Here is a 24131-nt window from a genome sequence, read left to right on the forward strand (position 1 = left end):
TCTGCCTTTCAGGTCGAGGCGTCGAATGCCGCCAACACATGGCGCGGAAGTGAGCGCGGCGCAATCAGCATGGCGTCGAATCGCAATTCGAATTCGGCATGCTCGGGATGCGCCACGAGCCAGCCTTGCGCGGCGGCGATGATGCGCTGCTGCTGGCGCGGCGTCACGGCGAAGGCGGCGTCATCCAGCGTGGCCCGCGCCTTGACCTCGACGAAGGCGATCAGACTGCGGCGGCGTGCCACGATGTCGATCTCGCCATGCGGGGTGCGGTAGCGTTTGGCCAGGATGCGGTAGCCCTTGGCCATCAGATAGGCCGCTGCGCGGCTCTCCGCGGAGATGCCGGTGTGAAACGCGGCGACGCGCTCGGGCGAGGGGACCTTCGGTTCCACCGGGACCTCAGTCTTCGCCATCGCCGCCCCTTGAGTTTTTGGCGAGCTCGAGCGCGCGGGCATAGACCTCGCGGCGCGGCCGGCCCGAGAGTGCGACCGCATGCGCCACGGCGTCCTTGACGCTGTGCGCGGCGAGCTGCTCGCGCAACAAATCGTCCAGCGCATCCGATGTCAGCACCTCGGCGTCGGCCGCTGGCGGAGCGATCACCAGCACGAACTCGCCGCGCGTCTCCAGCGTATCGGCCTCGCGCGCCAGCTGGCTCAACGGTGCGCGCGAAACCTCCTCGTGCAGCTTGGTCAGCTCGCGGCAGATCGCGGCCTCGCGCGCCCCCATGATCTCGGCGAGCTCTGCGAGCGTGTCCTGCACGCGGTTGCCCGACTCGAACATCACCAGCGTCGCGTCGATGCGCGCGAGCTCGGTCAAGCGCGCCTTTCGCGCGGCGGACTTTGCCGGCAGGAAACCCTCGAAAAAGAAGCGGTCGGTCGGCAGTGCCGCGACCGACAGCGCCGCCAGCACCGAGGACGGGCCGGGCAGGGCATACACCGCATGGCCGGCGGCGCAGACCTCGCGCACCAGCTTGAAGCCGGGATCGGAGATCAACGGCGTGCCGGCGTCGGAGACCAGTGCAATCGAGCCGCCCTGCCCCAACGCCTCCAGGATTTTCGGGCGCGCGGCTTCCGCATTGTGCTCGTGATATTGCTTGAGCTGCGCGGCGATGGCGTAGCGCTCGGTCAGGCGCCGGGTGATGCGGGTGTCCTCGCAGGCGATGACGTCGACGCCGGCGAGGGTCTGCAGCGCCCGCAGCGTGATGTCGCCGAGATTGCCGATCGGGGTTGCGACCAGATGGAGGCCCGGTGCCGCCTTCGGCGCCGCAAGCCGATGGGCATCGATGGAGAAACCGCGCGAGGCGGCGTCTTGAGCTTCAGGCGTATTTATCGGGGCCGGCTTTGCGCGCATAATGAAAGCAACTTAGGCACGATCCGCAGGGCTGGGAACCGGCTCGCCGAAAAAGATCGTGCCGAGGTGAGGGGCGAGGAACGGACGGGAATGTGATCGATCCAGGATCACGTCGAGGGGGAGTGAGGGCTCTCACGCCATATTCGCGACCGAAACGCCGCCTTGATGCTGAATGAGCGAGGGCAAACAGCTGCCGGGACAGCAAGGCGGCCGCGTTAAGCGGCTATTATCCTTTTGTTTCGGTTAACTATTTGCCGACAATATGCCTGAATCCGCGACTTGTGTCGTGGAAGGAATGTCGTGACCGGCCGGCGCCGGCGGGTCAGAAGAGAAGCTGCATGGTGGGCCCGCGTTATCCAAAATCTCCCGTTCCGGGGTCCCTGATGTCAGGGGCGACCCGCCGGAGCGCGCTCGGCCTGTTGCTCGGCACGCCCCTGCTGTCGGCCTGCGCCGGCGTGCAGCAGAGCCTGAGCCAGTTCTCCAACCCGTTCTCGAGCTCGACGCCGCCGGCTCAGCCCGCAGGTCCCCCGCAACAGGCGACGACCGCCGGCACCGGCGGCGTGAAGGTCGCCGTGATCCTGCCGCTCTCGGCCGCCGGCAATGCCGGCTTGGCCGCACAATCCATGCGCAACGCCGCCGAGATGGCGCTGGCCGAGTTCCAGAACCCGAACATCCAGCTGCTGATCAAGGACGACAATGGCAGCCCGCAGGGCGCGCAGGCGTCCGCGCAGCAGGCCGTCGACGAAGGCGCCGAGATCATTCTGGGACCGCTGTTCGCGCAATCGGTGCCGGCGGTGGCGCAGGTCGCGCGCACGCGCGGCATCTCGGTGATCGCGTTCTCGACCGATTCCAGCATCGCCGGCCGCGGCGTCTATCTGCTCTCCTTCCTGCCGGAGTCCGACGTCAACCGCATCGTCGAATATTCCGCCAGCATCGGAAAGCGCTCCGTCGCCGTGCTCGTGCCCGACAATGCCTATGGCAATGTCGTCGAGGCCGCGGTGAAGGCGGCCGTGCCGCGGCGTGGCGGGCGCATCGTCGCCTTCGAGAAATACGGCGCCGATCGCGCCACACCGGCACGCACCGTGGCGCAGCAGCTCGGCAGTGCGGATGCGTTGTTCATTGCCGATGACGGCGATGCCGTGGTGACGGTCGCAGATGCGATGACGGCGGCGGGCGCGAACTTGCGCAACATCCAGCTGCTCGGCACCGGCCTGTGGGACAATCCGCGGGTCTATGCCAATGCGAACCTGCAAGGCGGCCTCTATGCCGCGCCCGACCCGGCCGGCTTCCGCGCCTTCTCCGGTCGCTACCGCACCAAATACGGCGCGGAGCCGATTCGCACCGCAACGCTGGCCTATGACGCGGTCGCTCTGGTCGCCGCGCTGGCGCGTACGCAAGGCACCACGCGCTTCTCGCCCGACGTGCTCACCAACCCCTCCGGCTTTGCCGGCATCGACGGCCTGTTCCGTTTCCGTGCGGATGGCACCAATGAGCGCGGGCTTGCGGTGATGAAAGTGACGAACGGCGGCGGCGTTGCGGTTGCGGGCTCGCCGAAGAGTTTTGGGGCGTAGCGAGAGACGATGGTGCCGTAGGGTGGGCAAAGCGAAGCGTGCCCACGAACTTCATGCGAATTGCTGAGAGATGGTGGGCACGGCGCAAGTGCGCCTTTGCCCGCCCTACGAGATCTCGCTACGCCGCGAGATCCGCGACCACCGCATCCAGCACCGGAAAACCGCTGCTGGTCACGCGCAGCCGGCCCGTCGCATCCACCGTGATCGCGCCTTCCTCGCGCAGCAGCGCGATGCGCTTGGGATCGAGCGGGCGACCGGAGAGGGCTTTGTAGCGCTCGGGGTCGATGCCTTCGGCGAGACGCAATCCCATCAGCAGGAATTCGTCGGCGCGCTCTTCGCTGTTGAGGAGATCGTCGGTGACGACACCATGGCCGTTGGTCTCGACCCGCATCAGCCAGGCCTCGGGACGCTTCTCGGTGGCGGTCGCATGCCTGACGCCGTCGATGTCGAGCCGGCCATGCGCGCCGGGGCCGATGCCGGCATATTCCTCACCGCGCCAGTAGACCAGATTGTGCCGGCACTCGGCGCCGCGCCGCGCGTGATTGGAGATCTCGTAGGCGGGCAGGCCGAGCTTGTCGCAGGTCTCCTGCGTGACGTCGTAGAGCGCGCGCGAGACCGCTTCGTCCGGCGTCTTCAATTTGCCGGCCTGGTGCAGGCCGAAGAACGGCGTGCCCTCCTCGATCGTCAATTGATAGAGCGACAGATGCTCGGCCGCTTCGTCGATGGCGAGACGCAGTTCATCGGCCCACATCGCCGGCGTCTGGTCGGGACGGGCGTAGATCAGATCGAACGAATAGCGATCGAACGAGCGGCGTGCGATCGCGACCGCATCGAGCGCCTCGCGCGCGCTGTGCAGGCGGCCCAGCGCTTTCAGCGAGGCATCATCGAGCGCTTGTACGCCGAGCGAAACGCGGTTGACGCCGGCGGTGCGATAGCCGGCAAAGCGGGTAGCTTCGACGCTGGTCGGATTCGCCTCCAGCGTCACCTCGACATCGCCGGCGACGGTCCAGTGCTTGCCGATCGCGTCGAGCACCGCGCCGACGGTTGCGGGCTGCATCAGCGAGGGCGTGCCGCCGCCGAGAAAGATCGAGGTGACTTCACGGCCGGGCGAGCGCTCGGCGGTGGCCGCGATCTCCTGCGCGAAGGCGGATGCGAAGCGCGCCTCGTCGATCGCGGCGTGACGGACATGGCTGTTGAAGTCGCAATAGGGACACTTCGACAGGCAGAACGGCCAGTGCACGTAGACGCCGAAGGCTGCGGATTCTTGTTTTGACGCGTTTTCCTGGCGCGAACCGGTATCCACTTCGCTCGAAAACGCTCTATCGCGGCTCAAGGCAGATCTCCGCCAGTTTCACGAAGGCGCGGGCGCGATGCGACAGGCCGAGGCCAAGCGGCGGCAGGCCGTGCTTCTCGATGCTCTCCATCTCGCCGAAGGTGCGATCATATCCGTCAGGCAGGAACATCGGATCGTAACCAAAACCGGCGGTGCCGCGCGGCGGCCAGACCAGCGTGCCGTCGACGCGCGCCTCGACCTCATCGAGATGATCGTCGGGCCAGGCGACGCAGAGCGCGGAGACGAAATGCGCCTTGCGCTTCTCCGGGGTCGTCGCGCCACGCTCCTGCAGCAGGCGTTCGATCTGTGCCATCGCCGCGTTGAAGTCTTTGCCTGGGCCGGCCCAGCGCGCGCTGTAGATACCGGGCGCACCATCCAGTGCGTCGACCACGATGCCGGAATCGTCGGCGAAGGCGGGAAGCCTGGTCGCCTGCGCCGCCGCGATCGCCTTGATCGCGGCATTGCTGCGGAAATCGTTGCCGGTCTCGTCCGGTTCGGCGAGGCCGAGCTCACCGGCCGACACCGCCTCGATGCCGTACGGCGCGAGCAGCTCCTTCATCTCGGCCAGCTTGCCGGGATTATGGGTGGCGATGACGAGCTTTCCGGTGATTCGGCGGTGCATGGGCCTATTGACTACGCCACAGCCAGTTTCTGCAAGTCCACGAGACGCGCGATGCCTTTTTGCGCCAGGGCGATCAGCTTCAGGAACTCGTCCTGCGTAAAAGGCTCGCGTTCCGCGGTGCCCTGCACCTCGATGATGCGGCCATCGCCGGTCATGACGAAATTGGCGTCGGTCTGGGCTTCCGAATCCTCGGCATAGTCGAGATCGAGCACCGGCGTGCCGTTGTAGATGCCGCAGGAGATCGCGGCGACGTTGTCGCGCATCACGTTGGCCTTGATCATGTTGCGCGCCTTCATCCAGTTGATGCAATCGGCGAGCGCGACCCAGGCACCGGTGATCGAGGCCGTGCGCGTGCCGCCGTCGGCCTGGAGCACGTCGCAATCGACCGTGATCTGGCGCTCGCCGAGCGCTTCGAGATCGACGATGGTGCGAAGCGAGCGGCCGATCAGGCGCTGGATCTCGACGGTGCGGCCGCTCTGCTTGCCGGCGGAAGCCTCGCGGCGGGTGCGCTCGGAGGTCGCGCGCGGCAGCATGCCGTATTCAGCGGTGACCCAGCCGCGGCCCTGGCCCTTCAGCCACGGCGGCAGACGATCTTCCAGCGTGGCGGTGACCAGCACATGGGTGTCGCCGAACTTCACCAGGCAGGAGCCTTCCGCATATTTGACCACGCCGCGCTCCAGCGTCACGGGGCGCAATTCGTCGGGCGCACGGCGGCTTGGCCGCATGGGAAATCCTCCAAAACTCGTCGGTATAGGGCTGTTCGCGGTGCTTGTAGGTGGGGTGAGGGTATGCGGCAAGGGGAAAGGACAAGGCTTTTTCACCCCCGGTTTTCCACCCTGCAAACGCGACGCTTGTCAGAACCCTCCTGGATGGACAAATTATGAGCATCTGAGAGGAGTTACCGTCTGTGGCCCATCACGATCCGATCCATCTGATCGCGCCGCGCGCAGGCCTCGCCCAGCTCAACGAGCGTTCTCGCGACATCTTTCGTCAAATTGTCGAAAGTTATCTCGCGACCGGCGAGCCGGTGGGCTCGCGCAATATCTCGCGCCTCATCGCCATGCCGCTATCGCCGGCCTCGGTCCGCAACGTCATGGCCGATCTGGAACAGCTCGGTCTGATCTACGCCCCGCACACCTCCGCCGGCCGGCTGCCGACGGAACTCGGGCTGCGTTTCTTTGTCGATGCCCTGATGCAGGTCGGCGACCTCAACGAGGCCGAGCGTCAATCGATCCAGAGCCAACTCACCTCCGTCGGCCAGCCCCAATCGGTCGAGGCAGCGCTGGACCAGGCGCTGACGCGGCTGTCCGGCCTCACGCGGGCCGCCGCGGTGGTGCTGACGCCGAAATCCAATGCGCGGCTGAAGCATATCGAATTCGTCCGGCTGGAACCCGAGAGGGCGCTGGTGATCCTGGTCGGTGAGGACGGCCAGGTTGAAAACCGCGTGCTGTCGCTACCCCCCGGAGTTCCCTCCTCGGCAATCACCGAGGCCGGCAATTTCCTCAATGCGCGCATCCGTGGCCGCACCCTGGCCGAGGCGCGGCTCGAGCTCGAGACGGCACTTGGACAGGCCCGCGCCGAGCTCGATCAGCTTGCACAGAAGGTGATTTCCGCCGGCATCGCCAGCTGGTCCGGCGGCGAGAACGAGGATCGCCAGCTCATCGTCCGCGGCCACGCCAATCTGCTCGAAGACCTGCACGCGCTAGAGGATCTGGAACGAGTGCGCCTGCTGTTCGACGATCTCGAGACCAAGCGCGGCGTGATCGACCTGCTGGGGCGCGCCGAGACCGCCGAGGGCGTGCGCATCTTCATCGGCAGCGAGAACAAGCTGTTTTCGCTCTCGGGGTCCTCCACCATCATCTCGCCGTATCGGGATGCCGCCGGCCATATCGTCGGCGTTCTGGGCGTGATCGGGCCGACACGGCTGAATTATGCCCGTGTGATCCCGACCGTGGACTACGCCGCCCGTATCGTCAGCCGCCTTTTGGGAGGCTGACCGGCGTTTCCGCCGATCACGGGCGCTTGATTTTCGGCGCTTTAGGCACGATATCCGGGCCAACAATCCCTGGAAACGAGTTCGAGATTAGAGCCGATGACCGAGCAAGACCGGCAACCCGAAGACACGACTGCAGCGACCGGCGAGCCCGTGGTGTCAAAACCCTACATCATGCCCGACGATCCCGAGCCCGGCTCGGTCGAGCTGTTGCAGAAGGAAGCCGCCGAGGCGCGCGACCGCATGTTGCGGACGCTGGCCGAGATGGAGAATCTGCGCAAGCGGACCACCAAGGAGGTCGCCGACGCCCGGCTCTACGGCATCACCGGCTTTGCCCGCGACGTGCTCGACATCGCCGACAATCTCCAGCGCGCGCTCGATGCCGTTCCGGCCGAGGCCCGTGCCGCAGCCGATCCCGGCCTGATCGCGCTGATCGAGGGCGTCGAGCTCACCGAGCGTTCGCTGCTCAACGCGCTGGAAAAGCACGGCGTCAAGAAGCTCGATCCGCAGGGCCAGAAGTTCGACCCGAACTTCCACCAGGCGATGTACGAAGTGCCCGATGCGTCGGTGCCGTCGGGCACCGTGGTGCAGATCATGCAGGCCGGCTACACCATCGGCGAGCGCGTGCTGCGCCCGGCTCTGGTCGGTGTCGCCAAGGGCGGCGCGAAGGCGGCGGCCGCGGCGAACAACAACGAGTCGAGCGGCGCGGCGAATTGAGTTTCAGACCCTCATGGTGAGGAGCCGCGCGTTTGCGCGGCGTCTCGAACCATGAAGGCCAAGATGTAACGGCGGGGCCTTCATCCTTCGAGACGCGCGCGAAGAAGCGCGCTCCTCAGGATGAGGGTCTGACAGTGTCGCGCGAGTCCTACGCGCTCACCGCGATATCCGCGGACTGAATCCGCTTCACGCCGGCCTTGGCCATATCGGCCCAGGCTTTTGCCAGCGAGCCCTGATTGTCGATGCCGCGGCAGGCGTCTTCCACCACATAGACCTCGAAGCCAGCCTTGCGCGCGTCGAGCGCGGTCCAGGCGACGCAGAAATCCGTCGCGAGCCCTGCGACGAAGACGCGCTTGATCTTGCGTCCCCTCAGATAGCCGGCAAGTCCGGTCGAGGTCTTGCCGTCGGCTTCGAGGAAGGCCGAATAGCTGTCGACGTCCTTGTGAAAGCCCTTGCGGATGATCAGCTCGGCGTGCGGGATCGCAAGGTCCTTCGACAGCGAAGCGCCGTCGGTGCCCTGCACGCAATGGTCGGGCCACAGCACCTGCTTGCCGTAGGGAAGGTCGACGGTCTCGAACGGCTTCTTGCCGGAATGCACCGACGCAAACGAGATGTGGCCCGGCGTGTGCCAGTCCTGCGTCATCACCACGTTGGCAAACGCCTTCGAGATCTTGTTGATGACGGGCACCACCTGCTCGCCTTCCTTCACGGCGAGGCTGCCGCCCGGCAGGAAGCAGTTCTGCACGTCGATCACCAGCAGCGCGGAGGCATCGTCCGGCTTGATCGATGCCGCTGCAAAGAGCGCGTTGGGCGCGAGAGTCACCAGCGCCGTCGTTCCAAGCATTGCCAAGACTTGTCGCCGATCCAGCATCGTTCGCCTCCCTCCAGGATGATCCAACGGAGACGAAGCCTAGTTCCGTTCGTATACGAACAGAAGCCCGAAAATGCGGCCGGTATTGGCGAGGGGGTGGGCTCTTGTCGCGTGCTCGGTGCAACCTCTCCCGCTTGCGGGGGCGGTCGGCGCGAAGCGCCGGGTGGGGGCTCTCTCCACATCGGGAGTGCCAGCACCCTCTCCCCACCCTCCCCCGCAAGCGGGGGAGGGTGCGCATTTCGGTCGGAGATGTAGCCTAGCCCTTCGGTTGAATCCCGTCGCGCACGGCGCGGAAGCGGGTGAAGGCGGCCAGCCACTGGTCGCGCGGCGCGCTGGCGATGATGCGCAGCGAGGCGCCGCCGCTTGAGAAGCGGATCCACTGCACCACGGTCACCGGGACCTTGTCCTTGCCGCTGACGCCGTCGATCCGGGTCTCGAAGCCTTGCTGGCCGTTGATGCGGATCGGCTCGGACATGGTGACGCGCGATTCGCGAACGCCGGGGATCTGCAGCGCCGCCTCCTGGGCGAAGCGGGCGCGGTCGTCGGCGGCTTGCGGCGTGGCGCCGATCAGACCGAGGATCATGAATGGCTTCGACTCATAGCCTGCGCTCTCATTGCCGTCGGCGAGGATGATGCTGCTGCCCGGCGCGAGGGTCCGGATGTCCTTGAATTCGGCGAGATCGGTGATCCTGAACGGCATCAGCGCGATCTGCTCCTCGACCGAGACCTGCTTGCGGGTGACGGTGCTGGCGAACATCTGCCGCACCGCTTCATCCGTGTAGATCTTGGTCGCATTCTCCGGGACCTGCACCGCGACATAGCCGGAGAAGCCGGCGCCTGGCACGATCATCGAATAGCGCTTTACCGGGGTATCGCCGGCCTTGCCGCTTTCGGTGGTGAAATAGGCGAGGCCCGCCGGCGTCTCGATCTTGTCCTGCTTGACGCCGCCGGCGCCGGCCGGATTGGAATTGAAGGCGCTCACGACCTCGCCATAGGCCGCCGGCGGCAGCTCGGTGATCAACACCTTGACGCTGCCGTCCTCGCTCTCGAAGCCCGGAAAGGTTTTTGCCGTGCTGAGACCGACCAGCGGCACCATGCCGAGGCGCAAGCCGGGCGGAAACACGGCATCGGCCGCGAGGGCCGGAAACGCGGAGGCGATCAGGAGGGCGAGCGCGGCGAGGGGGCGGATCAGCTTCATGGGCACTCTGATTGGTTCACATTGAGGCCGTTCGATGGTCGGCCACCGGGCCGCATTGTCGCGCGAAGCAGCCGTGGCGGCTGACCGGCCGGTCCGCCTTTTACCGGGTTTGGGCGTGCGGCAACAGGGCGGGCGGACTTGCGGTAGCGGGGGGCTTGCTGACGCCTGAACCTGTTAATAATTCCTCACCCGCAAGGGCGGTTGAGCCCGGATATCATCGTCCAAAACCCAATGTTTTCACGGCAGAAACGTAGCTTCGGTCCTTGCGGGCCCCTCCCCCCCTCCTATATGAGCCTCAATCATCGCAATATCGCGGATGTTTGATCTTAGGGGGTTTCGGTCGGGTGCCTTCTGGGCCCAGCCAACCTGCCGCAAAAACAAGGATATCAGGACCATGGGAAAGGTCATTGGGATCGACCTCGGCACCACGAATTCGTGCGTCGCCGTGATGGATGGCAAGAACGCCAAAGTCATCGAGAATTCCGAAGGCATGCGCACGACGCCTTCGATCGTCGCCGTGACGGACGACGGTGAGCGCCTCGTCGGCCAGCCGGCCAAGCGCCAGGCCGTCACCAATCCCGAGCGCACCTTCTTCGCAGTGAAGCGCCTCATCGGCCGCCGCTACGATGACCCGATGGTCGAGAAGGACAAGAAGCTCGTCCCCTACAAGATCGTGAAGGCTTCCAACGGCGACGCCTGGGTCGAGGCCGACGGCCAGACCTACTCGCCCTCGCAGGTCTCGGCGTTCATCCTGCAGAAGATGAAGGAGACCGCGGAAGCCCATCTCGGCCAGAAAGTCGATCAGGCCGTCATCACCGTTCCCGCCTACTTCAACGACGCCCAGCGCCAGGCGACCAAGGACGCCGGCAAGATCGCGGGCCTCGAAGTGCTGCGCATCATCAACGAGCCGACCGCGGCCGCGCTCGCCTATGGCCTCGACAAGACCAAGACCGGCACGATCGCCGTGTACGATCTCGGCGGCGGCACGTTCGATATTTCGATCCTCGAGATCGGCGACGGCGTGTTCGAGGTAAAGTCGACCAACGGCGACACCTTCCTCGGCGGCGAAGACTTCGACATGCGCCTGGTCGGCTATCTCGCCGACGAATTCCAGAAGGAGCAGGGCATCAATCTGCGCAACGACAAGCTCGCCTTGCAGCGCCTGAAGGAAGCCGCTGAAAAGGCCAAGATCGAGCTGTCCTCGACGACGCAGACCGAGATCAACCTGCCCTTCATCACCGCGGACCAGACCGGCCCGAAGCATCTGACGATGAAGCTGACCCGCGCCAAGTTCGAAGCGCTGGTCGACGACCTCGTCCAGAAGACCGTCGAGCCCTGCCGCAAGGCGCTGAAGGACGCCGGCGTCACCGCCGGTGAGATCGGCGAAGTGGTTCTGGTCGGCGGCATGTCGCGCATGCCGAAGGTCCAGGAAGTCGTGAAGCAGCTGTTCGGCAAGGAGCCGCACAAGGGCGTCAATCCGGACGAAGTCGTGGCGATCGGCGCTGCGATCCAGGCCGGCGTGCTCCAGGGCGACGTCAAGGACGTGCTGCTGCTCGACGTCACCCCGCTGTCGCTGGGCATCGAGACGCTGGGCGGCGTGTTCACCCGCATCATCGACCGCAACACCACGATCCCGACCAAGAAGAGCCAGGTGTTCTCGACCGCCGAGGACAACCAGAACGCGGTCACCATCCGCGTCTTCCAGGGCGAGCGTGAAATGGCGGCCGACAACAAGATGCTCGGCCAGTTCGACCTGATGGGCATTCCGCCGGCTCCGCGCGGCATGCCGCAGATCGAGGTGACCTTCGACATCGACGCCAACGGCATCGTCAACGTCTCGGCCAAGGACAAGGCCACCGGCAAGGAGCAGCAGATCCGCATCCAGGCCTCCGGCGGCCTGTCGGAAGCCGACATCGAGAAGATGGTCAAGGACGCCGAGGCCAATGCCGAGGCCGACAAGAAGCGCCGCGAGGCCGTCACCGCCAAGAACGAGGCGGATGGTCTGGTGCATTCGACCGAGAAGGCTTTGGCCGAGCACGGTTCGAAGGTCGGCGAGACCGAGCGCCGCGCCATCGAGGATGCCGTCGGCGACCTCAAGGAAGCGCTGAAGGGCGACGATGCCGAGGCGATCAAGGCCAAGACCCAGACGCTGGCCCAGGCTTCGATGAAGCTCGGCGAGGCCATGTACAAGCAGCAGGCCGAGGCCGACGCCAAGAAGGACGCGGCCAAGGACGACGTCGTCGACGCGGAATTCACCGAAGTCGACGACGACAAGAACAACAAGAAGTCCGCCTGAACCCCAAGAGGGTCATGATGCGGACGGCTTGGACCCCACACGCTCTACCGGCCTCCTCCTTCGCGGGGGAGGCCGCCGTGTCGGGACGGACGGGCGGGTCGCCCGTTACGATCGATCAATTCCCAGCCGTTATGCTGAACGCCGCCGCGCCGCCCTCTGCCGCCAAGCAGAAGGCTGCCTATATCGTCGTGTGGCGACGTCGTTTCGCTCCGACTTGAATCGCGATTGGATAGACCGAGTCCCACATGTCCACGTCCACCAAGCGCTGCTATTACGAAACCCTCGAAGTCGAACGCGATGCCGACGAATCCGTCTTGAAATCGTCGTTCCGCAAGCTGGCGATGAAGTTCCACCCGGACCGCAATCCCGGGGACGACACCAGCGAAGTCAAGTTCAAGGAAATCAACGAGGCCTACGAGGTCCTGAAGGACAAGGACAAGCGCGCGGCCTATGACCGCTACGGCCATGCCGCCTTCGAGCAGGGCGGCGGTGGCGCCGGCTTCGGCGCGGGTTTCGCCTCTTCCTTCTCCGACATTTTCGAAGATCTGTTCGGCATGGCCGGGCAGCGCGGCCGCGGCGGCCGCGAGCGCGGCGCCGACCTGCGCTACAACATGGAAATCACGCTGGAGGAAGCCTTCGGCGGCAAGACTGCGCAGATCGAGATCCCGGTCTCGGTCACCTGCGAGGCCTGCTCAGGCATCGGCGCCAAGGCGGGAACCAAGCCGAAGACCTGTTCGAGCTGCGGCGGCGCCGGCCGCGTGCGGCAGTCGCAGGGCTTCTTCACGCTGGAGCGGACCTGTCCGGGCTGCCAGGGCCGCGGCCAGATGATCGAGGATGCCTGCCCGTCCTGCTCGGGCCAGGGCCGCGTCACCCGCGAGCGGAATCTTTCGGTCAACATTCCCCCGGGTGTCGAGGACGGCACAAGGATCAGGCTCGCCGGCGAGGGCGAGGCCGGGGTCCGCGGCGGTCCGCCCGGCGACCTCTATATCTTCCTGTCGCTGGCCCAGCACCAGTTCTTCCAGCGCGATGGCGCCGATCTGCATTGCCGTGTGCCGATTTCGATGGTCACGGCCGCGCTCGGCGGCGAATTCGAGGTGCCGACCATTGAGAAGAGCAAGGCCAAGGTGAAGGTGCCGGCCGGGACCCAGTCGAACCGCCGGTTCCGCATTGCATCAAAAGGCATGCCGGTGCTGCGGTCGCGCCAGATGGGCGACATGTATGTTCAGGTCGTGGTCGAGACCCCGCAGAACCTCACCAAGAAGCAGCAGGAATTGCTGGCCGAGTTCGAAAAGCTGTCAAGCGGCAACACCCAACCGGAATCCGAGGGCTTCTTCGCCAAGGTCAAGGATTTCTTCGGTAATCGGGCGAGTTGACCCGGCTTGACCATACCGCTTTCGGCCTATACGTCTTTATGACCATTTTCTGACACGCGGTCCCGCGGTCCCGTCCGGTCCTGACATGCCATTGCCATCGTCCGCGCGTGCGTTGAAGAAGCCTCGTCTTGATGACGAGGTGCGCTTCCTCAGATCATGGATCGAAAAGCCCCTGCACATGGGCGCCGTGATGCCGTCGGGCAAGCTGCTGGCCCGGACCATGGCCCATTATGTCGATGTCGATTCAGACGCGCCCGTGGTCGAGCTCGGGCCTGGCACCGGCGCAATCACCTCAGCCCTGATCGAACGCGGCGTCGACCAGAAGCGTCTCGTCCTCGTCGAATACAATCCCGGCTTCTGCGCGCTGCTGCGCGACCGCTATCCGCAGGCCAAGGTTGTGCAGGGCGACGCCTATCGCCTGCGTGACACGCTCTGGAACGTCCTGAGCGCGCCGGCCTCCGCGGTCGTCTCCGGCCTGCCGCTCGTGACAAAACCGATGCTGACGCGGCTGCGGCTGATCCGCGACGCCTTCACGGCGCTCGCGCCGGGCGCGCCCTTCGTCCAGTTCACCTATGCGGTGGTACCGCCGATCCCGAAATCGCTGCCCGGCGTGTCCACAGAGGCGTCGGAACGGATCTGGATGAACCTTCCGCCGGCCCGCGTCTGGGTGTATCGCAAGGACTAATTCCGCCGGCTTGGTTCTTTGCGCGGCGGGCTCGTTTCGCCGAACGCATTGGATTGAATGTCAGCTCCCAAGATCCTGATCATTCCCGGCTCGCTGCGCACCGGCTCGCACAATGCGAAGCTGGCGGCCGTCATAGCCTATGAATTCGCCCGGGCCGGCGTGGACGTCACCCGCATCTCGCTCGCCGATTTTCCGCTGCCGATCTATGACGGCGATCTCCAGGCCAAGTCCGGCCTGCCGAAGCACGCGATCAACCTCAAGCGCATGATCGGCGCGCATCATGGCGTGCTGATCGTCTCGCCCGAATACAACGCTTCGGTGCCGCCGCTTCTCAAGAACGCGATCGACTGGGTCAGCCGCGTGCATGATCTGCATGAGGCGCGCGGCGATGTGTTTCGCAACCGCGCCTTCGCGCTCGCCGGCGCCTCGCAGAGCCGGCTCGGTGCGGCTCGCGCGCTGCAGGCGTTGCGGCTGATCCTGACCTCCTGCCACGCCAATGTGATTGCCAGCCAGCTCACGCTCGCCTTTGCCGACCAGGCCTATGACGATATGGACAGGCTCAAGAACGAGGGTGATATCGCCGCGTTGAAGGAGCTGGTCGCGCAATTGATCGACATTTCCCAACGCATGATGTGAGGTGACATGACGCCAGCCGAGATCGCCCCCAAGGACCGCTTGATCGTCGCGCTCGATCTGCCCAGCGTCGATGCTGCGGAGGCGACGATCAACCGCCTCGGCGACAGCGTCAGCTTCTACAAGATCGGCTACCGACTCGCTTATGCCGGCGGATTGCCGCTGGTCGGCAGGCTCGCCGACAAGGGCAAGAAGGTCTTTCTCGATCTCAAGCTGCACGACATCGGCAACACCGTGATGCAAGGCGTCGAAAGCATCACCAGGCTTGGCGCCACATTCCTCACCGTGCACGCCTATCCGCAGACCATGAAGGGCGCGGTCGAAGGCCGCGGCAATTCCAGCCTGAAGATCCTCGCCGTCACGGTGCTGACCTCCTACAACGAGGACGATCTGCACGCGGCCGGCTATCGGCTCGGCGTCTCCGAGCTGGTCGAGGCCCGCGCGCAGCAGGCCCAGGTGCTTGGCATCGACGGACTGGTGTCCTCGCCCGAGGAGGTTGGGGCCTTGCGCAAGATCGTCGGGCACCAGATGCATCTCGTCACCCCCGGCATCCGGCCGGTCGGTTCGGCGACCGGCGACCAGAAGCGCATCATGACGCCGGGCCGCGCGATCGCGGCCGGCGCCGATTATCTTGTCGTCGGACGCCCGGTCGTCGAAGCCGCCGATCCGAAGGCGATTGCGGAAGCCATCCAGGCCGAGATCGCGCAAGCGCTCGGCTAATCAACAAACAAGGGAGAAGAACAATGGCAAAAGGCTACTGGATCGGGCGCGTCGATGTGAGCAGTGACGAGGGCTACAAGCCCTATGCCGTCGCCAATGGTCCGATCTTCAAGAAGTGGGGTGGCCGCTTCGTTGTCCGCGCCGGCAAGTTCACCACCGTCGAAGGCGCCAGCCGCACCCGCAACGTCGTGATCGAATTCCCGGACTACGAGACCGCGATCGCCTGCTACAATTCGCCGGAATACCAGGCCAACATCAAGGTGCGCCAGCCCCACTCGGTCGCCGATCTCATCATCATCGAGGGGTATGACGGCCCGCAGCCGTCTGACTCGTAGATTCGACTGCGGCGCTCTCTTACCCTCCCCTGGAGGGGGAGGGTCGATCGCGCGCAGCGCGAGCGGGGTGGGGTGATCTCTCCACTCGGGCACTGTGCGCCGGGGGGAGACCGTCACCCCACCCCGCTGTGCATTCCGCTTCGCTGCATGCCCAGCGCCCACGAGCGAGCTACGCTCGTCTCGGACCCCTCCAGGGGAGGGTGCAAGCATGCCGCGCGTTCCTGCCCCTCGGTTGCCGGAACTGCGTCCCCCCGCTACAACGGCCGTGAGAGGATCACACCATGTCCGACATGCGCCTGATTGTTGCTGGAGCCGGTGGCCGGATGGGCCGCGCGCTGGTGCGGGCGATTGCCGAGAGCAAAGGCGCGGTGCTGGCCGGCGCGCTCGAGGCCCCCGGCTCGGAGCTGCTCGGCAAGGATGCGGGTGTGCTCGCAGGGCTGCCGGCCAACGACATCAAGCTCTCCGCTGACCTCTGGGCGATGTCGAAGGAGGCCGACGGCATCCTCGACTTCACCGTTCCGGCGGCGACCATTGCAAATGTCGCGATCGCGGCACAGCGCGGGATCGTGCATGTCGTCGGTACGACCGGATTGTCCGGCTCCGACAACGCCGTGATCAAGAGCGTCACCAACCGTGCCGTCGTGGTGCAATCAGGCAATATGAGCCTCGGCGTCAATCTACTGGCCGCCGTGGTCAAGCGCGTCGCCAAGGCGCTCGACCAGAGTTTTGATATCGAGATCGTCGAGACTCATCACCGGATGAAGGTCGATGCGCCGTCCGGCACCGCGCTGATGCTGGGGCAGGCCGCAGCCAGCGGCCGCGGTGTCACCCTCGATGACCATTCGGAGCGCGGCCGTGACGGCATCACCGGCGCGCGCAGGCCGGGCAATATCGGCTTCGCCTCGTTGCGCGGCGGCACCGTCGCCGGCGATCACAGCGTCACCTTCCTCGGCCCGTTCGAGCGCCTGACGTTGTCGCATCAGGCCGAGGACCGCATGCTGTTCGCCCATGGCGCGCTGAAGGCGGCGCTCTGGGCACACGGCAAGAAGCCCGGGCACTACTCCATGGCCGACGTGCTCGGCCTGTCCGACATCTAATCGAACCTAACGGAAAGCAGTCAATGAGCGAACGTCTTCTCGTGCTCGTGCGCCACGGCCAGAGCGAATGGAATCTGAAGAACCTGTTCACGGGTTGGAAGGACCCTGACCTCACCGAGCTCGGCGTCAAGGAAGCCACGGAAGCCGGCCGCAAGCTGAAGGCGCAGGGCCTCATGTTCGACGTCGCCTACACTTCGGTGCTCACGCGCGCGCAGCACACGCTCGATCTCATTCTCGGCGAGCTCGGCCAGGAGGGCCTGCCGACGGCCAAGAACCTCGCGTTGAACGAGCGCGACTACGGCGATCTCTCCGGCCTCAACAAGGACGACGCTCGCAAGAAATGGGGTGAGGACCAGGTGCTGATCTGGCGCCGCTCCTACGACGTGCCGCCGCCCGGCGGCGAAAGCCTGAAGGACACCCTCGCGCGCGCGCTGCCGTATTACGTGCAGGAGATCCTGCCCGGCGTGCTCAACGGCAAGCGTACCCTCGTCGCCGCCCACGGCAATTCGCTGCGCGCGCTGATCATGGTGCTGGAAAAGCTCTCGCCCGAAGGCATCTTGAAGCGCGAGTTGGCGACGGGTGTGCCGATCATCTACCGCCTCAACGCGGATTCGACCGTGGCCTCGAAGCTCGATCTGGCGGGTTAAGGACGGTCCGGTAGGGTGGGCAAAGGCGCACAGCGCCGTGCCCACGATCTTTCCATGATAGCTGACGTAAGGTGGGCACGCTTCGCTTTGCCCACCCTACGGCAGTGTGCTTGCGGTGCCTACTGCATCCCCAGCTGTCCGGCCTCCCAGCCCAGCATCGCCTGTTTGCGGGTGATGCCCCAGTGATAGCCGGTGAGCGTGCCGCTCTTGCCGAGCGCGCGGTGGCAGGGCACGACGAACGAGACCGGGTTCTTGCCAACCGCCGCGCCGACGGCACGCGAGGCCTTCGGGCTGTTGATGTTGCAGGCGATGTCGGAATAGGACACTGCGCGTCCCATCGGGATCTTCAAGAGCGTCTCCCATACCCGCACCTCGAAATCGGTGCCGATCATCACCACGCGCAGCGGCTGGTCCGGCCGCCACAGCTTCGTATCGAAGATGCGCGCAGCCAGCGGCGCGGTGCCTTCGTGATCCTCGACATAGGTGGCGTTCGGCCAGCGCCGGGTCATGTCAGCGAGCGCAACCTTCTCCTCGCCGTGATCGGCGAAGGCAAGCCCCGACAGGCCGCGGTCGGTCGCGATCACGATCGCGGTGCCGAACGGCGAGGGGTGAAAGCCGTAACGCAGGGTCAGGCCGGCGCCGCCGTTCTTCCATTCGCCCGGCGACATGGCTTCGTGGGTCACGAAGAGATCGTGCAGCCGTCCCGGGCCTGACAGCCCGGAGTCGAGCGCGGCGTCGAGAATGCTCGCGGAATCGCGCAAGAGGCCTTTGGCGTGATCGAGCGTCAGCGCTTGCATGAAAGCCTTCGGCGTGATCGAGGCCCAGCGGCGGAACAGATGGTGCAGCTCATCCGGCGTGACCCCGGCCGCATCCGCCATCGCCTCGATGGTCGGCTGCGCGCGCCAGTTCTCCGAGATGAAGGCGATCGCCCGGCGTACCGAATCATAGTCGCGCAGCGCGGCGTTCTGGGTGCCCGGCCTGGCCAGGCGCTGGTCATGTATGGCGAGTGTCATCATGACTGGAAATGTAGGAGAGGGACGGGTGGGAAACCACCCGATTTCTGACTGCGCTCAGGTCACCGGATTGTAGGTCGGGCCGCGCCGGGCGGCATTCAGGGCGCCGACCAAGGCATTGTAAAAACTCGCTTTTTCCTCTGGCCCGAGAAAGCCGGCAATGAGAATCCGGCGGCCGCGCGAGATCAGATAGAGGTGCTCGATGCCGTATTCCTCGTCGACCTCCTGGTCGATCCGGACCCAGAGCGGATTGAATGTCCATTCCGAGACCTGGCCGCGATGGCTGACGCGGCGCACGCGCAGCTCCGACGGCGTGACCACGATCTCCTCGCTGGCCCGCGCCGCGCGGAAATTGGCCTTGAAGGCCCACCAGATCACGAGAACGTCGAGGCCGAAGAAACCGAACACCGGCCAGGCACCCATCATCAGGAAGGCGAGGCCCGTGACGAAGCTGACCACGCTCAGGAACAGCATCACGGCGAGGAAGCCGGTGCGGTTCAGCGAGCGGTGCGGCGTCAGCCGCGCGGAGAAGATCTGCGCGTCGCGCGGATCAGGACCGCTGCCGTCAATTTCGTTGCCTGTGCTCATCGTCCCTCAGTATATCCCGATCATGGCGAAAATCACCCGCAAGCCGGCTCCGCGCAAAGCGTCCGTGCCGAAGAAGAAGGCAAAGGCGGTCGTCGCAAAGCCGAACGCGCCCGCCAAAAAGACGCTCAAGGCGATCAAGCGCTGGACGCCCGCCGAGGTCCATGAGGTCTTCAGCCGTTTCCGCAAGGCCAATCCGGAGCCGAAGGGCGAGCTCGAGCACGTCAATCCGTTCACGCTGCTGGTCGCCGTGGTGCTGTCGGCCCAGGCAACCGACGCCGGCGTCAACAAGGCGACGCGCGCCTTGTTCGAGGTCGCCGACACTCCGCAGAAGATGCTCGATCTCGGCGAGGAGTCTTTACGCGAGTACATCAAGACGATCGGCCTCTACCGCACCAAGGCCAGGAACGTGATCGCGTTGTCGGCCAAGGTGCTCAGCGAGTTTGGCGGCGAGGTGCCGCGCACGCGCGCCGAGATCGAGTCGTTGCCCGGTGCGGGACGCAAGACCGCCAACGTCGTGCTCAACATGGCCTTCGGCGTGCACACCATGGCGGTCGACACGCATGTCTTCCGCGTCGGCAATCGCACGGGACTTGCGCCCGGCAAGACGCCGCTCGAAGTCGAGCTTGGTCTCGAAAAGGTGATCCCGGCCGAGTTCATGCTGCATGCCCATCATTGGCTGATCCTGCATGGCCGCTATACTTGCCTCGCACGCAAGCCGCGCTGCGAGGTCTGTCTGATCAACGATCTGTGCCGGTGGCCGGAGAAGACGGTGTGATGGCGGTGAGAGCAGAGCGTCTTGGGGTAAAATCGTGAGTCAACAGGAACAAGTCCCGCCCCCGGCTGCCGCCGCAACGCCTGCCCCACCACCGAAGCCGACGCAGCGGCCAGCCACTTCACTGTGGAGCCGGTTCGCGATCCCGCTATTCGCTGTGATCGTCGCGCTCGGCTTCGTCGCGCTGGCGACGCTGCGCTTCGACGAATGGGTCGGCAATGCCGTGATCCAGACCACGAATGATGCCTATGTGCGCGCCGAGTTGACACGGCTTTCGAGCCGCGTCTCGGGTGAAGTGCTGACCGTCGCCGTCACCGACTTCCAGCGGGTCAAGGCCGGTGATCTCCTGATCCAGATCGATCCCGCCGATTACGAGGCCCAGGTCGCGCAGTCCGAAGCTTCGGTCGCCGCCGCTCAGGCCGCGCTCGACAATCTGGCCAACCAGGTCGAGCTGCAATATGCGACGATCGCGCAGGCGCAGGCGGCGCGGCTTTCCGCGGAAGCCATGGAAGTCGAGGCACGGCAGGAGCAGGAGCGTCAGCAATCGCTGTCGCAGACCGAATCCGGCACGCGGCAGCGGCTCGAGCAGGCGGTGGCTGCTTACGCCAAGGCGCAGGCCGATGTGCGTGCGAGCCGCGCCGTGATCGCCGCCCAGCAGCACCAGCTCGAAGTCCTGCAAGGCACCCGGAAGCAGCGCGCCGCCGATGTCGCAGCGGCCAAGGCAACGCTGGCGGGTGCGAAGCTCAAGCTCGGCTACACCAGAATATCGGCGCCGTTCGACGGCGTCGTCGGCGAGCGCCAGGTGCAACCTGGCGACTACGTCAATATAGGCACCAACCTCATCAACGTGGTGCCGCTGCCGCAGGTCTATGTGATCGCGAATTACAAGGAGACCCAGCTCACTCATGTGCAGCCGGGCCAGCCGGTCGAGATCACCGTCGACAGCTTTCCGCGCGAGACGCTGCGCGGCAAGGTCGAGCGCATCGCGCCGGCGACGGGCGCGCAAGTGGCGCTGCTGCCGCCTGATAACGCCACCGGCAATTTCACCAAGGTGGTGCAGCGTATTCCCGTCCGCATCCAGCTCGATGATAACCAGCCGCTGCTGGCGCGGCTGGTGCCGGGCATGTCGGTCGTCACCCGCATCGACACCAAGGCCGGCAATGGCGGAAAATGACGACACAGACCGCGGACCGCTCTCGCGCGGCGGCGTCGCGCCGCAGCCGCTGTTCGCCGTGGCGGCGGTCCTGCTCGGCTCCTTCCTCGCCAATTTCGACAGCCGGCTGACCACCGTCGGCCTGCCCGATTTGCGTGGCGCGTTCTCGCTCAGCTTCGACGAGGGCGCCTGGCTCTCCACCGCCGGCATCGGCTCGCAGATCTTCATCGCGCCCGCAGTGGCATGGCTCGCGACCGTGTTCGGGCTGCGCCGCGTGCTTGGCATTCCGAGCCTGATCTATGCCGTCGTCTCGCTGATCCTTCCCTTCGTGCACGATTATCCAACGCTGCTCGCGCTCAGCGTCGTGCATGGCCTGCTGCTCGGCACCTTCGTGCCGGCGACGCTGATGATCGTGTTCCGCAATCTGCCGATCCGCTGGTGGCTGCCGGCGATCTCGATCTATTCGATCCGCGTCGGCTTCGCATTGGATACCTCGACCTCGCTGGTCGGCTTCTATGTCGACCATCTCGGCTGGCAATGGCTGTACTGGCAGAGCGTCGTGATCGCGCCGCTGATGGGCCTGATGGTCTATCTCGGCACGCCGAACGAGCCCGTGAATCGCGCGCTGCTGCGCGAGGCCGATTGGGGCGGCATGCTGCTGCTCGGCGCATCCGTTTCGATGATTTATGCCGGGCTTGATCAGGGCAATCGATTGGACTGGCTCGGCTCGGGGACGGTGATGGCGCTGCTCGCCAGTGGCGCGGTGCTGTTCGCAGGCTTCCTCCTCAACGAGTCGCTGGTGCGGCAGCCCTGGGCGCATGTGAACGTCTTGTTTTCACGCAATATCGGATTGGGGCTGGTGCTGATCCTGCTCTACACGTTGACGAGCCTGTCCAACGCCTCGCTGGTGCCGAATTTCCTCGCCGCCATCGCCCTGCTCAGGCCCGAGCAGAGCGGCATGCTGCTGCTCACCTATGGCGCGCTGCCGATGTTCGTGCTGGTGCCGCTCTCGATCTGGCTGCTCAGGCATTTCGATACGCGCACGGTGATTGTCGTGGGTTTCGCCTGCTTCGCCGCTGCCAATCTCTGGGGCACGCAGCTCACCCATGACTGGGCGCGCGAGGACTTTGTCGGCATCGTGCTGCTTCAGGCGATCGGGCAGTCGCTGACCCTGCTGCCGCTGATCATCACCCTGCTGTCGAACTCCGATCCGAGCCGCGCCACTTCCTTTGCCGCCTATATCCAGATCATGCGGCTCGGCGGCGCCGAGATCGGTGTGGCGCTGATGGGGACATGGCTGCGCGTGCGCGAGCAGGTCCATTCCTTCTATCTCGGCCAGAGCCTCGGCGTCGGCGACGTCGATGTGGTCCGCGTCCTGAAGCAGCTTGCCGATCACTTCGCTGCCCACGGCGCCGGGCTGGCGCAGCCGCGCGCGCTCGGCACGCTGGCGGGCATCGTGCAGCGCGAGGCCAATGTGCTCGCCTATATCGACGGATTCTGGCTGTGCTTCTGGCTCGCGGTGGCCGCGCTCGGTGTCCTCGCGTTGATCACCCGTGCGCCGGCCGGCCCGTTCACGCCGGCGCCATTCGGCTTCGCCAAGACGGTGCTGCGGAAGTGCGGGATGCAGGTGACGTGAAGCGCGTTACCGCATCTGCCGCGCCGGCTCGATCAGCTCGGGCCTCGGGCCCGACAGCCGCTTGTGCATGTGGACCATGAAGGCCATGCCGAAGATCGGCGTCGCCAGATTCACGATCGGGATCGAGACGAAGGCGGCGATGAAGAGGCCGGCGGTGAAGATCGTGGCGGCATTGTCGCGCCGCATCGCCTTGGCCTCTTCCGGCGATCGGAAGCGCATCGCGGCGAGCTCGAAATATTCGCGGCCGAGCAGCCAGGCGGCGGCGATGAAGAAGATCAGGAAGCCTGCGCCGGCGAAAAGCACCAGCGGCAACGCGATCAGATAGACCAGGATGGTCAGGAGCGCGGTCTTGATGCCCTCGAAGATGGCCTGGCTGAACGGCAGCGCGAGCCCCGGCTGCTCGGCGGGATAATGCTCGCGCTCGACGATGTCGGCGACGTCGTCGACGAACAGGCTCGCCACCAGCGAGGTGATCGCGGGCATCAGGAAGACGCCGCCGAACACGACGCCGAGGCCCGCCGCGATCGAGACGATCCAGGACAAGACCTCGAGAGAGGTGTGCCAGCCCGGCCCGAGCAGGCCTTCCAACCAGACCTCGCCATGGGTCGCAAACCAGCTGAGCAGCCGCTGCAAGCCGATCGCCAGCGCGGTGATCAGCACGAGCGCAAGCCCGATCGACCGCCACAGGATCGAGCGCATCGGCGGCGAGATCATTTGCGACAGCGCCTTTACGGCGGCATCCAGCATCGGAGGGGCCCTCTGAGGTAAACACTGCGCGAGAGGTAGACACCCAATGCGGCTTCGGCAAGGGAGGGCTTGCCGCGCTGCTGACGGCCGCAAACGCGGCGCGAGCCCTTGCTTACCCTCCCCTGGAGGGGGAGGGTCGGCTCACATTGAGCGCAGCGAAATGTGAGACGGGGTGGGGTGATCCCTCCCCACGGGCACTGTTCGACGCGGAGAGACCGTCACCCCACCCCGCTCGCGCTGCGCGCGATCGACCCTCCCCCTCCAGGGGAGGGTAAGAGCCGCTACGCTTTCCTAGAATAGACTACTCGTGCCGGTGCCCATGCTTTCGCGCCTTCACCGCCTTGCCTTCGCCGGTCGGGATCATCACCACGCGGCCGTAGCGGACGCCGCGTTCGGCGATGATATGGTCGGCGAAATGCTTGACCTCATCCGCCGACCCCCGCAGCGCCGTCATCTCCATGCAATTGTTGTCGTCGAGATGGACGTGCAGCGTTGCCAGCGCGAGGTCGTGATGGCCGTGGAATTCCTGCACCAGGCGTTTTGACAGATCGCGGGCGGCGTGGTCGTAGACATAGACGAGACCGGCCACGCATTGGCCGGTCTGCGCGGTGTCCTCGGTGCTCTGCTGCAGGCCGGCGCGGGCGAGGTCGCGGATGATCTCGGAGCGGTTCTGGTAGCCGCGCGCTTCCGCCGCCGCGTCGATCTCCGCCAACAGATCGTCCTCGATCGTGATGGTAATTCGCTGCATCAGATATTCCCCGCGTGCCTCGCCTGTGTTCCGTGA

Annotated in this window: 25 protein-coding genes; 14 read left to right on the forward strand and 11 right to left on the reverse strand. The window is 65.6% G+C overall.

What is annotated here, in order from left to right; genetic code table 11:
- Window positions 1-8: 8 nt before the first annotated feature.
- Together GGD65_RS21625 and rsmI are read right to left on the reverse strand one after the other, a co-directional pair.
- Window positions 9-410 (reverse strand): YraN family protein, encoded by a 402-nt coding sequence (locus tag GGD65_RS21625; RefSeq protein WP_183236546.1) that lies wholly within the window; start codon window positions 408-410, stop codon window positions 9-11.
- Window positions 397-1347: a 16S rRNA (cytidine(1402)-2'-O)-methyltransferase gene (rsmI, locus tag GGD65_RS21630; RefSeq protein ID WP_183236547.1), complete on the reverse strand. Its 951-nt coding sequence runs from the start codon at window positions 1345-1347 to the stop codon at window positions 397-399. Before rsmI ends, GGD65_RS21625 begins: the two co-directional genes overlap by 14 nt.
- 338 nt (window positions 1348-1685) lie before the next feature.
- On the opposite strand from rsmI, the gene GGD65_RS21635 reads away from it, so the two are divergent.
- Window positions 1686-2918, forward strand: a complete 1233-nt coding sequence (locus GGD65_RS21635; RefSeq protein ID WP_018323506.1) for a penicillin-binding protein activator — start codon at window positions 1686-1688, stop codon at window positions 2916-2918.
- 118 nt (window positions 2919-3036) lie between these two features.
- Here the strand turns inward: GGD65_RS21635 and hemW are convergent, their stop codons facing one another.
- The 3 genes from hemW to rph are packed head-to-tail and all read right to left on the reverse strand — an operon-like array spanning window position 3037 to window position 5598.
- Window positions 3037-4221: a radical SAM family heme chaperone HemW gene (hemW, locus tag GGD65_RS21640; protein WP_092251371.1), complete on the reverse strand. Its 1185-nt coding sequence runs from the start codon at window positions 4219-4221 to the stop codon at window positions 3037-3039.
- Window positions 4222-4237: 16 nt separating this feature from the next.
- Window positions 4238-4873 (reverse strand): RdgB/HAM1 family non-canonical purine NTP pyrophosphatase, encoded by a 636-nt coding sequence (gene rdgB, locus GGD65_RS21645; protein ID WP_018323504.1) that lies wholly within the window; start codon window positions 4871-4873, stop codon window positions 4238-4240.
- A gap of 11 nt (window positions 4874-4884) precedes the next feature.
- Complete coding sequence (gene rph, locus GGD65_RS21650) at window positions 4885-5598, reverse strand: ribonuclease PH (RefSeq protein WP_018323503.1); 714 nt, start codon at window positions 5596-5598, stop codon at window positions 4885-4887.
- Window positions 5599-5780: 182 nt separating this feature from the next.
- Here rph and hrcA point away from each other — a divergent pair, with 182 nt between their 5' ends.
- Complete coding sequence (hrcA, locus tag GGD65_RS21655) at window positions 5781-6869, forward strand: heat-inducible transcriptional repressor HrcA (RefSeq protein ID WP_183236548.1); 1089 nt, start codon at window positions 5781-5783, stop codon at window positions 6867-6869.
- Between the two features lie 96 nt (window positions 6870-6965).
- Window positions 6966-7583: a nucleotide exchange factor GrpE gene (gene grpE / locus GGD65_RS21660; protein WP_018323501.1), complete on the forward strand. Its 618-nt coding sequence runs from the start codon at window positions 6966-6968 to the stop codon at window positions 7581-7583.
- A 148-nt stretch (window positions 7584-7731) separates the two neighbouring features.
- On the opposite strand, the gene pncA is transcribed toward grpE, so the two are convergent.
- On the reverse strand, window positions 7732-8454 hold the full coding sequence (gene pncA / locus GGD65_RS21665; RefSeq protein ID WP_183236549.1) for a bifunctional nicotinamidase/pyrazinamidase: 723 nt from the start codon (window positions 8452-8454) through the stop codon (window positions 7732-7734).
- Between the two features lie 256 nt (window positions 8455-8710).
- Window positions 8711-9652: a hypothetical protein gene (locus GGD65_RS21670; RefSeq protein ID WP_026202941.1), complete on the reverse strand. Its 942-nt coding sequence runs from the start codon at window positions 9650-9652 to the stop codon at window positions 8711-8713.
- A gap of 394 nt (window positions 9653-10046) precedes the next feature.
- Between GGD65_RS21670 and dnaK the strand changes: the two genes are divergently transcribed.
- The 8 genes from dnaK (at window position 10047) to GGD65_RS21710 (ending at window position 17438) form a co-directional block, all read left to right on the forward strand.
- Window positions 10047-11948, forward strand: coding sequence for a molecular chaperone DnaK (dnaK, locus tag GGD65_RS21675; RefSeq protein WP_092251376.1), 1902 nt, complete (start codon window positions 10047-10049; stop codon window positions 11946-11948).
- Between the two features lie 245 nt (window positions 11949-12193).
- Entirely contained in the window at window positions 12194-13321 is a 1128-nt protein-coding gene (gene dnaJ, locus GGD65_RS21680) for a molecular chaperone DnaJ (protein WP_018323497.1), read from the forward strand.
- 85 nt (window positions 13322-13406) lie between these two features.
- Window positions 13407-14006: a class I SAM-dependent methyltransferase gene (locus GGD65_RS21685; RefSeq protein WP_018323496.1), complete on the forward strand. Its 600-nt coding sequence runs from the start codon at window positions 13407-13409 to the stop codon at window positions 14004-14006.
- 57 nt (window positions 14007-14063) lie between these two features.
- Complete coding sequence (locus tag GGD65_RS21690; protein ID WP_018323495.1) at window positions 14064-14642, forward strand: NADPH-dependent FMN reductase; 579 nt, start codon at window positions 14064-14066, stop codon at window positions 14640-14642.
- A gap of 6 nt (window positions 14643-14648) precedes the next feature.
- Window positions 14649-15359 carry an orotidine-5'-phosphate decarboxylase gene (gene pyrF, locus GGD65_RS21695; protein ID WP_018323494.1) on the forward strand — a complete coding sequence of 237 codons (711 nt, stop codon included), beginning with the start codon at window positions 14649-14651 and terminating at the stop codon, window positions 15357-15359.
- A 23-nt stretch (window positions 15360-15382) separates the two neighbouring features.
- Complete coding sequence (locus GGD65_RS21700) at window positions 15383-15694, forward strand: DUF1330 domain-containing protein (protein ID WP_092251380.1); 312 nt, start codon at window positions 15383-15385, stop codon at window positions 15692-15694.
- Window positions 15695-15975: 281 nt separating this feature from the next.
- Window positions 15976-16791 (forward strand): 4-hydroxy-tetrahydrodipicolinate reductase, encoded by an 816-nt coding sequence (gene dapB / locus GGD65_RS21705; RefSeq protein WP_026202940.1) that lies wholly within the window; start codon window positions 15976-15978, stop codon window positions 16789-16791.
- Window positions 16792-16814: 23 nt separating this feature from the next.
- Window positions 16815-17438 carry a 2,3-bisphosphoglycerate-dependent phosphoglycerate mutase gene (locus tag GGD65_RS21710; RefSeq protein WP_183236550.1) on the forward strand — a complete coding sequence of 208 codons (624 nt, stop codon included), beginning with the start codon at window positions 16815-16817 and terminating at the stop codon, window positions 17436-17438.
- A gap of 119 nt (window positions 17439-17557) precedes the next feature.
- On the opposite strand, the gene GGD65_RS21715 is transcribed toward GGD65_RS21710, so the two are convergent.
- Together GGD65_RS21715 and GGD65_RS21720 are read right to left on the reverse strand one after the other, a co-directional pair.
- Complete coding sequence (locus tag GGD65_RS21715; RefSeq protein ID WP_018323490.1) at window positions 17558-18454, reverse strand: bifunctional helix-turn-helix domain-containing protein/methylated-DNA--[protein]-cysteine S-methyltransferase; 897 nt, start codon at window positions 18452-18454, stop codon at window positions 17558-17560.
- Between the two features lie 54 nt (window positions 18455-18508).
- Window positions 18509-19039, reverse strand: a complete 531-nt coding sequence (locus GGD65_RS21720; protein WP_026202939.1) for a DUF2244 domain-containing protein — start codon at window positions 19037-19039, stop codon at window positions 18509-18511.
- Between the two features lie 22 nt (window positions 19040-19061).
- Between GGD65_RS21720 and nth the strand changes: the two genes are divergently transcribed.
- Genes nth through GGD65_RS21735 form a run of 3 tightly spaced genes read left to right on the forward strand, consistent with a single transcriptional unit; the run spans window position 19062 to window position 22600 of the window.
- Window positions 19062-19814 carry an endonuclease III gene (gene nth, locus GGD65_RS21725; RefSeq protein ID WP_183236551.1) on the forward strand — a complete coding sequence of 251 codons (753 nt, stop codon included), beginning with the start codon at window positions 19062-19064 and terminating at the stop codon, window positions 19812-19814.
- A gap of 34 nt (window positions 19815-19848) precedes the next feature.
- On the forward strand, window positions 19849-20985 hold the full coding sequence (locus GGD65_RS21730) for an HlyD family secretion protein (protein ID WP_183236552.1): 1137 nt from the start codon (window positions 19849-19851) through the stop codon (window positions 20983-20985).
- On the forward strand, window positions 20972-22600 hold the full coding sequence (locus tag GGD65_RS21735) for an MFS transporter (RefSeq protein WP_183236553.1): 1629 nt from the start codon (window positions 20972-20974) through the stop codon (window positions 22598-22600). The genes GGD65_RS21730 and GGD65_RS21735 overlap by 14 nt, the downstream gene beginning before the upstream one ends.
- Before the next feature lie 6 nt (window positions 22601-22606).
- Here GGD65_RS21735 and GGD65_RS21740 read toward each other — a convergent pair whose 3' ends face one another.
- Entirely contained in the window at window positions 22607-23347 is a 741-nt protein-coding gene (locus tag GGD65_RS21740) for a sulfate transporter family protein (protein ID WP_179732520.1), read from the reverse strand.
- A 301-nt stretch (window positions 23348-23648) separates the two neighbouring features.
- Entirely contained in the window at window positions 23649-24095 is a 447-nt protein-coding gene (nikR, locus tag GGD65_RS21745; protein WP_018323485.1) for a nickel-responsive transcriptional regulator NikR, read from the reverse strand.
- Between the last annotated feature and the right edge of the window lie 36 nt (window positions 24096-24131).

This window comes from Bradyrhizobium sp. CIR18 (assembly GCF_014198295.1).
In the GTDB taxonomy this organism is placed as follows: Bacteria; Pseudomonadota; Alphaproteobacteria; order Rhizobiales; family Xanthobacteraceae; genus Bradyrhizobium.